This window comes from Gaiella occulta (assembly GCF_003351045.1).
Lineage (GTDB): Bacteria > Actinomycetota > Thermoleophilia > Gaiellales > Gaiellaceae > Gaiella > Gaiella occulta.
Window position 1 is genome coordinate 117612 of record NZ_QQZY01000007.1, and the last position, 12898, is coordinate 130509.

The 12898-nt window shown below is 72.7% G+C and carries 8 protein-coding genes; 5 read left to right on the forward strand and 3 right to left on the reverse strand.

Annotation, left to right across the window (positions count from 1 at the left end; translation table 11 throughout):
- Positions 1 to 58: 58 nt before the first annotated feature.
- On the reverse strand, positions 59 to 1318 hold the full coding sequence (gene lysA / locus Gocc_RS13260; protein ID WP_220150624.1) for a diaminopimelate decarboxylase: 1260 nt from the start codon (positions 1316 to 1318) through the stop codon (positions 59 to 61).
- A gap of 148 nt (positions 1319 to 1466) precedes the next feature.
- Here lysA and leuS point away from each other — a divergent pair, with 148 nt between their 5' ends.
- The 4 genes from leuS to holA all read left to right on the forward strand — a co-directional run bounded on the left by leuS (position 1467) and on the right by holA (position 8022).
- Complete coding sequence (leuS, locus tag Gocc_RS13265; protein WP_114797048.1) at positions 1467 to 3914, forward strand: leucine--tRNA ligase; 2448 nt, start codon at positions 1467 to 1469, stop codon at positions 3912 to 3914.
- A gap of 212 nt (positions 3915 to 4126) precedes the next feature.
- Positions 4127 to 4708, forward strand: a complete 582-nt coding sequence (locus tag Gocc_RS16335) for a ComEA family DNA-binding protein (RefSeq protein ID WP_220150625.1) — start codon at positions 4127 to 4129, stop codon at positions 4706 to 4708.
- A complete protein-coding gene (locus Gocc_RS13270; protein ID WP_181813676.1) occupies positions 4705 to 7008 on the forward strand; it encodes a ComEC/Rec2 family competence protein in 2304 nt (767 codons plus the stop codon). The genes Gocc_RS16335 and Gocc_RS13270 overlap by 4 nt, the downstream gene beginning before the upstream one ends.
- Positions 7009 to 7014: 6 nt before the next feature.
- Positions 7015 to 8022, forward strand: a complete 1008-nt coding sequence (gene holA / locus Gocc_RS13275; RefSeq protein WP_114797050.1) for a DNA polymerase III subunit delta — start codon at positions 7015 to 7017, stop codon at positions 8020 to 8022.
- Between the two features lie 170 nt (positions 8023 to 8192).
- Here the strand turns inward: holA and rpsT are convergent, their stop codons facing one another.
- Positions 8193 to 8453: a 30S ribosomal protein S20 gene (rpsT, locus tag Gocc_RS13280; RefSeq protein WP_114797051.1), complete on the reverse strand. Its 261-nt coding sequence runs from the start codon at positions 8451 to 8453 to the stop codon at positions 8193 to 8195.
- 101 nt (positions 8454 to 8554) lie between these two features.
- Here rpsT and murJ point away from each other — a divergent pair, with 101 nt between their 5' ends.
- Positions 8555 to 10186, forward strand: coding sequence for a murein biosynthesis integral membrane protein MurJ (gene murJ, locus Gocc_RS13285; RefSeq protein WP_114797052.1), 1632 nt, complete (start codon positions 8555 to 8557; stop codon positions 10184 to 10186).
- A gap of 64 nt (positions 10187 to 10250) precedes the next feature.
- Here the strand turns inward: murJ and Gocc_RS13290 are convergent.
- Positions 10251 to 12898 (reverse strand): bifunctional diguanylate cyclase/phosphodiesterase (locus tag Gocc_RS13290; RefSeq protein ID WP_147281301.1); only part of this gene is annotated, 2648 nt, incomplete at its 5' end.

Genomic DNA, 12898 nt, shown 5'->3' on the forward strand with positions numbered 1-12898 from the left:
CGTTCGCATCCGCGCCCGGCTGCGCCACGCCGGCTCGCTGTCGCGGCGCGAGGCGCGCTCAGCCGCGCTCCAGCTCGAGCAGGTCGTCCACCGTCTCCCGGCGCCGGATCAGCCGCACCTCGCCGTCCGCCACGAGCACGGCCGCCGGCCGCGTGACGCCGTTGTAGTTGGAGGCCATCGCGAGCGTGTAGGCGCCCGTCGCCGGGACTGCGAGCAGGTCGCCGCGTCGCGGCGCCGGCAGTGCGACGTCGTCGATGAGCACGTCGCCCGACTCGCAGTGCATGCCCGCCACGCTCACGACCTCGTCCGCCGGCTCGTCCGCCCGCTGTGCGCTCAGTGCCGTGTAGCGGGCGCCGTACAGCTGCGGCCGAGGATTGTCGGACATGCCGCCGTCGACCGCCACCCACGTGCGGCCGTCGAGCCGCTTCACCGCTCCGACCCGGTACAGCGTGACGCCGGCCCGTCCGACGAGCGAGCGCCCCGGCTCGAGCCAGAGCTCGGGCGCCGGCAGAGCCGCCTCGGCGAACGCCGTGCGCGCGGTCGCCGTGGCGGCATCGGCGAGAGCGGCCGCGTCCGCGACACGATCGTCAGGGTGGTGGCGGATGCCGAAGCCGCCGCCGAGATCCGCCACCCGCGCGCTCCAGCCGAGCGTGTCGCGGCACGAGGCGGCGAACGAGGCGAGGCGCACGATCGTCTCCGCCTGCGCGTCGAAGCTCACGAGCTGCGACCCCACGTGCATGTGGAGGCCGAGCACGTCGAGGCCACGCTCGAGCGCGTCGGCGACGAGCGCGCGCGCCTGCGTGGGTGGGAGGCCGAACTTCGAGCCGTGGTGGCCGGTTCGGATCGCCTCGTGCGTGTCGGCGTCGACGCCGAGCGTGACGCGGACGAGCACCCGTGTGACGCCGGCCGCGGCTGCCAGCGCCGCCTCGTCGGGCGCGTCGAGCACCACCGTCGCTCCCTCCGCGCCCGCCTCGCGCAGGAACGCCTCGTCCTTGTTGTTGCCGTGCACGACGATCTCGCCGCCGGTCATCCCGGCGGCGCGGGCGAACGCGAGCTCGCCCGAGGAGGCGACGTCGGCGCCGATGCCCTCCTCCCGCAGCAGGCGCAGCAGCGCCACATTCGGGAACGCCTTCGTCCCGAAGGCGACGTGCCCGCTGCCGACCGCTCGCGCGAGCGAGCGCGCACGCTCGCGCACCGTCTCCGCGCAGTAGACGACGAGCGGCGTGCCGTGGCGCTCGGCAAGCGCCGCGGCGGGTGTCCCGCCGAGCGACAGCGTGCCGCCGTGGAGCGCGGCGCTGACAGGGAGCAGGTCGAGCATGCGCCTATCCTGCCTGTTACGATTCGTCCTGCATGCGGCAGCTTCTTGCATAGACCGGGGAGCGAGCGCGGCGCGGCCGCGACCGGTTCCCCCTGAGCCTCTCCTGCGAGAGGCTTTTTTGTTCCCCGAGCAGAATCGGCAGGAGACGATGGAGCGCGACGACACGACGGGGCACTACGACCCGGGAACGATCGAGGCGAAGTGGCAGCGGGTCTGGGCCGACGAGCGGGCGTTCCACGTCCCGAACCCCGCCCTCGACGAGCTCGAGCGAGATCGGCGCAAGACCTACGTGCTCGAGATGCTGCCCTACCCCTCCGGCGAGCTGCACATGGGCCACGTCAAGAACTACACGCTCGGCGACGTCGTCACCCACGTCCGCCGCCGCATGGGCTACGACGTGCTGCGGCCGATGGGCTACGACGCCTTCGGGCTGCCGTCGGAGAACGCCGCGATCAAGGAGGGCGGGCATCCGGGCGTGATCACCCGCCGCAACATCGTCGCCATCCGCGAGCAGATGCACCGCATGGGCTGGGCGATCGACTGGGGCCGCGAGGTCTCGACCTGCGAGCCCGAGTACTACCGCTGGACGCAATGGCTCTTCCTCCGCTTCTTCGAGCGCGGCCTCGCCTACCGCAAGGAGGCGCCGGTCAAGTGGTGCCCGAACGACCAGACCGTGCTCGCCAACGAGCAGGTGGTCGACGGCCGCTGCGAGCGCTGCGGCGCCGAGGTCGAGGCGAAGAGCCTCACGCAGTGGTTCTTCAAGATCACCGACTACGCCGACGCGCTGCTCGACGAGATGGAGCTGCTCGAGTCCTGGCCCGAGCGCGTGCTGACGATGCAGCGCAACTGGATCGGCCGCTCGCAGGGCGCCCGCGTCGTCTTCAAGGTGGAGGGCTCCGGCGAGGAGCTTCCCGTCTTCACGACCCGTCCCGACACGCTCTTCGGTGCCACCTTCTTCGTGCTGGCGCCCGAGCACCCGCTCGTCGAGGAGCTCGTGCGCGGCGGCGGGCACGAGGCCGAGGTGCGCGAGTACGTGCGTCGCGCCGCCTCCCGCTCGGCGGTCGAGCGCGAGGAGAAGGAGAAGGACGGCGTGTTCACCGGCCGCTTCGCGGTCAACCCGGTCAACGGCGAGACGATCCCGATCTGGGTCGCCGACTACGTGCTGATGGAGTACGGCACCGGCGCGATCATGGCCGTGCCGGCGCACGACGAGCGCGACCACGCGTTCGCCGAGAAGTACGGGCTCGAGATCCGGCAGGTCGTCGCACCCGCCGAGGGCGAGGCGGAGCCGGGCGCGTACGTCGCGCACACCGAGCACGAGCGCCTCGTCAACTCGGCGCAGTTCTCGGGAATGCCGGCGCCGCAGGGCAAGGAGGCGATCGTCGCCTGGCTCGCCGAGCAGGGGCTCGGCGAGCCGACGATCGGCTACCGCCTGCGCGACTGGCTGCTCTCGCGGCAGCGCTACTGGGGCGCGCCGATCCCGGTCGTCCACTGCGACGCGTGCGGCGTCGTGCCGGTGCCCGACAGCGAGCTCCCGGTCGTGCTGCCGGAGGTCGAGGACTACGTCCCGAAGGGCCGCTCGCCGCTCGCCGCGGCGGAGGAGTGGGTCGCGACGGCGTGCCCCTCGTGCGGCGCGGCGGCCCGGCGCGAGACCGACACGATGGACACGTTCGTCGACTCGTCCTGGTACTTCATCCGCTACTGCGACCCGCACAACGACCGAGCGCCGTTCGACCGCGCGATCGCCGACTACTGGCTGCCCGTCAACCAGTACATCGGCGGCGTCGAGCATGCCGTCCTGCACCTGCTCTACGCGCGCTTCTTCACGAAGGTGATGAACGACATCGGGCTCGTCGGCTTCCGCGAGCCGTTCGCCCGCCTCTTCACGCAGGGGATGATCCACTACCGCGGCGCCAAGATGTCCAAGTCGAAGGGCAACGTGATCGACCCGAACGCATACATCGAGCGCTTCGGGGCCGACGCCGTCCGCCTCTACATCCTCTTCATGGGCCCCGCCGACCAGGACATCGAGTGGCAGGACGCGGGCATCGAGGGCATGCACCGCTTCCTGAAGAAGCTCTGGCGGGCCGTGCTCGAGCAGGCCGGCAAGGAGCGGGCCGAGGCCGCGACGCCGCTCGCCCGCAAGGCGCACGAGACGATCGCCAAGGTGACCGACGACGTCGACCGCCGCTTCGTCTTCAACACGCCGATCGCCGCTGTGATGGAGCTCGTGAACGAGCTCGGGCGCGCGCCCGACGACCCGGCGGCGCGCTTCGCCGCGGAGACGGCGGTCTCCCTGATCCAGCCGTACGCGCCGCACGTCGCCGAGGAGCTGTGGTCGCGGCTCGGCCGCGAGCGGCTGTGGGACGAGCCGTGGCCGCGGGCCGACCCGGCGCTTCTCGAGCGCGAGACGGTCGAGGTCGTCGTGCAGGTGAACGGCAAGGTGCGCGAGCGCCTGCACGTGCCGCCCGGCACGGCGAGCGAGGAGCTGCTGGCGCTCGCGCTCGCCTCCGAGCGCGTGCGGGCGCACCTGGACGGCAGGGAGCTGCGCAAGCAGATCGTGGTGCCGGGCAAGCTCGTCTCGCTGGTCGTGTAGCGGCCCGGCGCGGCCCGTGCCAGCGCCGCCGTCTGCGGCGCCGCGCCGGCGCACGCCGGCGCACGCACTTCGACCTGCTCGCTTCGGGGCCGGGAGAGCCGCGGCCGTAGCGAACGGGTGCTCGCGCGCAGGGCCGCGGCCGCAGCCGCTGTCGCAAAGCGGTCACGAAGGCAGCACGGACACGTCACAGCTTCGTTGCCATCATGGACGACATGTTGGAGGTCCTGCCCCGGCGCCAGACTGCCATCCTGCTCGCCGCCGCCCTGCTCGTGCTCGCGCTCGTCGGGAAGCGGCTGGCATCGCAGGGCTCGGCCCGTGCGCCGGCGCCTGCGGCGACGCTGGCGCCGACGGGGAGCGGGGCGGCGGGCGCAGCGCCGGCGCCCCGGATCGTCGTCGACGTCGTCGGCGCCGTGCGCCGCGCCGGCGTCTACCGCCTGCCCGATGGCTCGCGCGTCCTCGACGCCGTGCGGCGCGCTGGCGGGCCGACGCGCCGGGCGCAGATCGCCCTCGTCAACCTCGCGGCGCCGCTCGCGGACGGCCAGCAGGTCGTCGTGCCCGCGCGTGGCGTGCCGGGGGCGGCGGGCGGCGCCGGCGCCGCCGCGGCAAAGGTGAGCCTGGCGAGCGCCACGGTCGACGATCTCGACGCGCTGCCCGGGATCGGGCCGGTGACGGCCCAGAAGATCGTCGACTGGCGCCAGGGGCATGGGCCGTTCCGCTCCGTCGAGGATCTCGACGCCGTCCCGGGCGTCGGCCCCGCCCGCATCGAGCAGCTCCGCGACCTCGTGACGCCGTGAGCCGCGCGCGTGCCGCCCTCGAGCTCGTCTGGCCGACCGCGCTCGTCGTGGCCGCATGCACGGGACTCGCGGCCGCCAACTGGCTGCGGCCGCCGGCGCCGCTGCTCGCAATCGCCGGTTGCGCAGGCATTGCGCTCGTGCTCGCGCTCGACGGGCCGTGGCGTCTCGCCGCCGTCGCATCCGGCCTCGCCGTTCTCGGCCTCTGGTGGGGGTCGGCGCGGGTCGAGGCGCTCGACCGCAGCCTGCTCGCCGGGCACGTGGACGAGTTCGAGCAGACGCGTGTCGTCGTGACCGGGCCTCCCTCGCGTACACCGCACGCCGTACGAGCGACGGCGGAGGTGCTCCGCTTCGGCGGCTCGACGGTGCGCGAGCGTGTGCTGCTGGAGCTGCCGGCTGGCCGGGCGCCGCCCCAGGGCGCCGTGCTCGAGCTGCGAGCGCGGCCGGTCGCCCCGCGAGGGCCCGAGACCGGATTCGACGAGCGCGGCTGGCTTGCGCGCAGGGGCATCCACGTTGTCCTGCGCGGCGGCGGCCGCTTCACCGTCGTCGGCCGGCGGGGCGGGATCGGAGGCGTCGGCGACCGGCTGCGCGCGGAGATCGCGGAGGCCCTGGCGCTCGGTGCGAGCGGCGAGCGGCGTGCGCTGCTCGCAGGCGTCGTGCTCGGCGCCGACGAGGGGCTCGACCCCGCGCTGCGCGACGCGTTCAAGGCCTCCGGCCTCTACCACCTCCTCGCCGTCTCGGGGCAGAACGTCGTCTTCATCGCCTTCGGCGTGCTCGGGCTCGCCTACGTCGCCGGTCTCCCGCGGGCGTTGGGGCATGTGCTCGCGATCGCGGCGGTGCTCTCCTACGCGCTCGCCGTCGGGTGGCAGCCGTCGGTGGTGCGGGCGGCCGTCGCGGGCTGCGTCGCCTCGCTCGCGTGGCTCGTCTCACGGCCGAGCGAGCGCTGGCATGCGCTCGCGCTCGGGGCGCTCGCCCTGCTGGCGTGGACGCCGCGCTCCCTGCTGGAGCCGGGCTTCCAGCTCTCGTTCGCGGCCGTCGCCGCGATCCTGGTCACGCTGCCGTCGCTGCGTCGTCTCCACGCAGGCTGGCCGCTTCCGTGGCAGCTGGTCGAGGTCGTCGGCGTCTCGGGCGCCTGCGGCCTGGCGACGGCGCCGATCCTGTGGCTCCAGTTCGGCACCATCCCCGTCTGGACGGTGCCCGCGAACGCCCTGGCCGAGCCGGCGATGCCGCCGCTCCTCGGGCTGGGGCTCGCGGCCGCTCTCGTGGCACCGCTGCTCCCGCCCGCGGCCGCGGCGCTCTCGTGGCTCGCCGGCGCCTGCGCCGCCTGGATCGCGTTCTCGGCGAGGCTGATCGCGGGCCTGCCGTACGCACAGACGACCTCGCCGCTCGTGTTCGCGCTCCCCGCGGCGCTCGTCGCCGCAACCGCGGCGCTGCGCCGGCTGCCCCCGTACCGGCGGCGGCGCGCCGCCGCCGCCGCGCTCGCGCTCGCCGTGCTCGCCGCCGCCGCCTGGTGGGCGGCGCACCCGCCCCCGCGATGGCATCCACCGGCAGGCCTGCGTGCCACCTTCCTCGACGTCGGCCAGGGAGACGGCATCGTGCTCGAGGTGCCGGAAGGGGCGGTGCTCGTGGACGCCGGCCCGCCCGAGGCCAGGGTCGACCGGCAGCTGCGACGGATGGGGCTGCGCTCGCTCGCAGCCGTCGTCATCACGCATCCGCATCGCGACCATGCGGGCGGCGCGGCCGCGGTCGTGCGCGCGTTGACGGTGCGCGCCATGCTCGACCCACTCCAGCCGGGAGACTGGCCCGAGGATGCCGCCGCGCGCCGCGCTGCCCGCATGCGGCATACCGAAGTCGTCGCCGCCCGCAGGGGGCGCGAATACCGGCTCGGACGACTCCGCCTGCGCATCCTGTGGCCGGACGGCGGCGGTCTCGCCGGCCAGAACCCGCATGACCACGCCGCGGTGGTGCTCGCGAGCTACGGCTCGACGGATCTGCTGCTCACGGCTGATGCCGAGTCGCCTGTCACCGCGCGGCTGCCGCTGCGCGCGGTCGAGGTGCTCAAGGTCGCCCATCACGGCTCGTCCGACCCGGGCCTCGCCGAAGAGCTACGGACGCTGCGGCCGCGAGTCGCCGTGATTTCCGTCGGCCGGGGCAACGACTACGGCCACCCGCGCGGCGACACGCTGGCGGCGCTCGCCGCCGTGCCCGGCCTGCGCGTATACCGCACCGACGAGCACGGCCGCGTCGTGGTGGAGTCGGACGGGCGCACCATCGCCGTCCGCGCCGCTCGTGGAGTACCGTAGGCCGCGATGGCCGAGTCGCACGCCCTCAAGCCCGTGTACCTGATCAACGGCAGCGACCGGCCTAAGATCGAGACGGCCGTGCAGCGCCTCCGGCGTCATTTCGACCCGCAGTCGGTCGACCTCGTGTCGGCGCAGGAGATGAGCGGCGCCGACGTCGTCGACCTCTGCAACGCCGGGAGCCTGTTCGGCGACAGGAGGCTCGTCGTCGTCGACCGCGTGGACGGCCGCCGCAACGCCGACGACCGGCTCGTGCAGGCGTGGAAGGCCGCCGACATTGCGGCGATCAGCGCGTATCTCGCCTCGCCGGCGCCCGCGACGACCCTCGCGCTGCTGTCGGAGGCGCTGAAGAAGGATGCTCCGCTCGTCAAGGCGGTGGCGAAGGCGGGGCAGGTGCTCGAGTACAGCCACGCGAGGAGGCAGATCGCCGGCTGGGTGGCGGAGCGCTTCCGTGCTGCGGGCGTCCGCGCGGACACCGACGCGTGCGTGGCCCTCGTGCAGCTCGTCGGCGACCGCGATCTGCACGCGCTCGCAACCGAGATCGACAAGGTCGCCACCTGGGCCGGGGGCGAGCCGGTCGGGCAGCGCGAGATCGAGCTTCTCGTCGCCCCCCGGCAGGAGACCCCGATCTTCCAGCTCACCGACGCCTGGGCGCAACGGGAGACGGGACGGGTGCTCTCCATCTCGGAGATGCTGTTCGAGCGGGGGGAGGCCGCGCCACGGCTCGCCGGCGCGATCGCGGGGCACCTGTCGAAGCTGCGCCAGCTGAAGCGCCTGGGCGGCGCGGGCCTCTCGGCGCGGGATGCGGCGGCGAGGCTGAGGATGCACCCCTTCTACGGCGAGAAGCTCGCCCGGCAGGCGGAGGGGTTCTCGGAGGAGGAGCTCGATCGCGCGACGGTACGGCTCTCCGAGCTCGATCTCGCGCTCAAGGGCGGCAGCCGGCTTGCGCCTGACCTCGAGCTGCAGCGGGCGCTCGTCGACGTGAGCCGGGAGCCGGGCAGGTTGCCGGGCTCGTGACGACGGCTGCTAGTGCGCCGTCTCCGAACGTTCGACCCGGAACGGGCGTGCGAAGCGCGCCCCTTCAGGATCGTGTCGCCCGGCTGCGCAGCAGCCGGGCGACACGCAGCAAGCATCGAGCGCGGCGTCTCGCAACAAGACTTTCCGGTGGAATGGTGCGAGACGCCGCACTAGGCGCCGGCGACGAGCCGGGCGGCCTGCGACTTGCGGCGGCCCGCGGTGTTCTTGTGAATAGCGCCCCTGGACGCCGCCTTGTCGACCATGCGCACGAGCTTCAGGTGCTCGGTCGCGATCGCGTCGGCGTCGCCGGCGGCGACTGCCGCCTCGAGGCGCTTCGCGAGCGTCTTGATCGTCGAGCGGTAGCGCAGGTTCTCCTCCCGCTGGCGGGAGGCGATGAGGACGCGCTTCTTCTGCTGCTGGATGTTCGGCATCTGCGTTTCGGCGTAGGAATGCCCGCAGCTCGCGGGCCGAGCGATGGTAGCAGAGCGACCGGGAGCGACGAGACGGCGCGGGTCCTGCGAAGGTGGGGCGCGTGTCCGCGCCGAACTCGACCGGCATGAGCGACGCTGCGGACGGGCCGGTGCCTGCCGCAACCGACAGGGGCCGCCGACGCCGCCAAGCGCGCTCGACGCTCGTGTTCTCCGCGGCGACCGGCCTCTCACGGGTGCTCGGCCTCGTGCGCGAGATGGTCTCGTCGTACTACTTCGGCATCAACGGACGCATCAATGCCTTCACGATCGCCTTCCAGATCCCGAATCTCGTGCGCGCGCTCGTCGCCGACGCGGCGCTCTCCGGTGCGTTCGTGCCGGTGTTCAGCGACCTGCTGGAGAAGGGGGAGCGCAAGCGGGCGTGGCGCGTGGCGTCGACGTTGTTCTGGCTCATGCTGCTCGTGCTCGGCGGGCTGACCGCGCTGTTCATCCTCGTCGCGCCGTTCGTGCTGCGGCTGTTCGGCGACCCGGGCGGGGACGTCGGCCTCGCGGTCGGTCTGTCCCGCGTCCTCTTCCCGATCGTCGTCCTCCTCGGCCTCAGCGGCATCGTCGTCGGGATCCTCAACACGTACGACCACTTCACGGTGCCGGCGCTGACCCCGGTGTTCTGGAACGTCGCCATCATCGCGGGCCTCGCGATCGGCGTCCCGCGCGTCGACGGGACCGACGCGCAGCTGTATGTCTACGCGGGCGCGATCGTCGCCGGCACGCTGATCCAGCTGCTGCTGCCGCTGCCGTGGCTGCGCGGCCTCGACGGCCGTCTGCAGCTCGTGCTCGACTGGCGCGACCCGGCCGTGCGGCGGTTCTTCACGCTGATGCTGCCGGTGACGCTGACGCTCGGGCTGGTCAACGTCAACGCGGTGATCGACAGCATCTTCGCCTCGCGGCTGATCGACCCCGATCGCGCTCCGACCGCGATCGACAAGGCATTCCGGCTCTACATGCTGCCGCAGGGGATGTTCTCGGTCGCGGTCGCGACGGTGTTGTTCCCGGCGCTCGCACGCCATGCGGCACGCGCGGACATGGACGGCTTCCGGTCGACGGTGAGCTCGGGCCTGCGCCAGATCGGCTTCCTGCTCATCCCCGCCTCGGCAGTCTCCGCCGTGCTTGCGGCGCCGATCGTCCGGCTCGTGTACGAGCGAGGCAGGTTCGGCGAGGACGACGTCAGCATCGTCGCCGCCAGTCTCGCGGCCTTCTCGCTGGGGCTCGTCTTCAACGGCTGGATGCTGATGCTCTCTCGTGGCTTCTACGGGCTCCAGTCCAACTGGCTGCCGACGATGGTCGCGGTCGCGACGCTCGTGCTCAACGCGGCCTTGGACACCGTGCTCTACCGCGTCGGGACGTGGGGGATCCCCCTGGCGACGTCGCTCGTCAACATCGTCGGCGCCGCTCTGCTGCTGGCCTTTCTGCGGCGCCGGGTGGGAAGGCTCGACCTCGGCCGTCAGGCGGCCTCGGTTGCGCGGGTGGCGCTCGCCTCTGCGCTGGCGGCCGCGGTGTCCCTTGCCGTGTGGCTGCCGCTCGACCGTGCGCTCGGCCGCTCCGTTCCCGCCCAGATCGTGGCGCTCGGCCTCGGTCTGGCAGCGGCCGTGGCGATCTACGTCGTCGCGTGCCGCGCGCTGCGCGTTCGCGAGCTCGCCGCGGTGGCCGCGCTCGTCGCTCGTCGCGGCGAGCGCTGAGCTCGACGCGGCGCCGGCGGCATCGCCGCAGCCTCGCAGCGTCGGCGATCTCCGTCCGCGGAGGTCAGCGAGCCGGACACGGCTGCGCCGATCCGTTGCCGCCGGAGCGCCGCAGCCAGCGGCCGAGATCGCGCGCTGCGAGCGGCCGGCTGATCGAGTGGCCCTGGATGATGTCGCAGCCGAGGAGCGCGAGATCGCTCCACTGGCTCCTGGTCTCGACGCCCTCGGCGACGACCTCGAGCCCGAGGTCGTGCGCGAGCGTGATGATCGCGCGCACGATCGCGGCGTCGCCGGACTCGCCGGCCATGCCGGCGACGAAGGAGCGGTCGATCTTGACCTGGCCGAGCGCGAGCCGCGCGAGATACGCGAGCGACGTGTAGCCGACGCCGAAGTCGTCGATCGAGATGCGGATGCCGAGCGCGCTCAACTGCTCGACGACGATCGCCGTCTGCGCCGGGTCGGACATGATCGCGCTCTCGGTGATCTCCAGCGTCAGCCGCTCGCCGGGGAGATCCCACTTGCGCAGGAGCTCCGCGACCTCGTCGGGCAGGGTCGGCTCGTGGAGATTGCGCGTCGAGAGGTTGACCGCGACGTTCACATGACGACCCTCGCCCTCCCAGGTCTTGCTCTGGCCGAGCGCCTCGTCGAGCACGAACCGTGTCAGCGGTTGGATTATCCCTGTCTGCTCGGCGAGCGGGATGAACTCGCCCGGGGGGATGAGACCGCGTGTCGGGTGCTGCCAGCGCACGAGCGCCTCGACCCCCGCGAGCTCGTGCGTGTGGATGTCGACCTTCGGCTGGTAGTGGAGGACGAGCTCGCGCTGGCTCACTGCCCGCGGCAGCTCGGACAGCAGCATCAGGCTGTCCGAGTCGTGGTGGTCGATGTGCGGGGCGTACAGCACGTGGGAGAGCCCCGCCTTCTTCGCGGCGTACATCGCGATGTCCGCCCGCCGCAACAGCAGCTCGACGTCCGTGCCGTGGGCGGGCGAGAGCGCGACGCCGATGCTCACCTCGACGTACAGCGGAAGCGCGTCGACCTGGAACGGCTGCTCGAGAGTCGCGAGCACCCGTGCGAGTGCCTGCTCGAGATCGGTCGAGGGGTCGGCCAGCCGCGGCAGCAGCACGCCGAACTCGTCGTTGCCGAGACGCGCGACGGTGTCGTCGCGGCGTACGACGGATTCGAGCCGCCGTGCGAGCTCGACGAGGATGATGTCTCCGTAGCGGTGTCCGAGGGCGTCGTTGATCTCCTTGAAGCGGTCGAGGTCGATGAGAAGGAGGGCGAGCTCCGCGCCCGTGCCGCCGCCTTCGGCGACGGCCCGTTCGATCCGCTCCCGGAAGCAGCCGCGGTTGGGAAGGCCGGTGAGATGGTCGTGCAGCGCCTGGTGGCGGTTGAGGTCGGAGAGCCGCCGCATCTCGGCCTCGGCGAGCTTGCGAGCGCTGATGTCGCGGCAGACGCCCTGCACCCCGATCGGGCGTCCGCCCTCCTCGATGATCCGGCTCGACACCTCGAAGATCACCCGCCTCCCGCCCTTGGCGATGAACTCCTGCTCGAAGGTCGTCTTGGCGACGTCGCCCGCCAGCTTGCGCTCCCTCTGCCGGGTCGAGGTCTCGCGTCCGGCGGGCGTCAGGTAGTCGTGGAGGTTCGACCCGATCAGCTCCGCGCGCGTGTAGCCGAGCACGCGCTCGAACGCGGCGTTCACGTCGGTGATGACGTCGTCCAGCGTCACGGTCGCGATCGGCTCGCACGCGTTCTCGAACAGGTCGCGGTAGCGCTCCTCGCTTGCGCGCATCTCCTCTTCCGACCGGGCGCGCTCGATCGCGATGCCGGCGACGAGGGTCGCGATCTCGACGAGCTCGAGATCGCGTTCGCCGCAGCCCCGTGGCTCCCGGTAGTAGAGGGCGAAGGTGCCGAGCAGGGCTCCGTCGGCCGCGAAGATCGGCGTCGACCAGCACGCCCGCAGGCCGTGGCCGAGCGCGAGATCGCGGTACTCGCTCCACAGCGGGTCGCTCGCGATGTCGGACACGTCGACGCGCGCGCGGCGCCAGGCGGCGGTGCCGCAGGAGCCGGCCGAGGGGCCGACGGCGGCACCGTCGATCGCCGCGCAGTAGGCGTCCGGAAGGCTCGGGGCCGCTCCGTGCCGCAGGTGCAGGCCGTCCGGGTCGAGCAGGAGAATCGACGCGAGCACGTCGCTCGACTGCTCCTCGACGAAGCGCGTCACCGCGTCGAGCACCTCCGGCAGCGGTGTCCCCTTCGCGACGAGCTCGAGCAGCCGTGCCTGCCCTGCGGCCAGCGCCTCTGCCAGCTTGCGCTCGCTGATGTCGAGCATGTAGCCCTGCAGGCACACGGGCGCCCCGTGCTCGTCGCGCACGATCACCCCTTCGTCGTGCACCCACACCTCGCTGCCGTCGCGTTTGACGATCCGGTAGTCGGTTCGCAGCGTCTCACCGGTGGCGTGCGCATGTGCGTGCTCGGCCAGCACCCGTGCGCGGTCGTCCGGGTGGAGGATCGTCGCGAAGAGGTCCGGATCCGAAGCCCACTCCTCCGGCGTGTAGCCGAGGATCGCCGTCGTCTGCGGGCTCGTGTAGCTGTTCGACGAGTTGGGGCTCAGCTCGTCCATGTACACGATCAGCGGCAGCTGCTCGATCAGGGCCTCGGCCATCGCCTCGACCGGGCGCGCAACCTCGCGCCGCTGCCGTCGCACTGGAGTTGCCC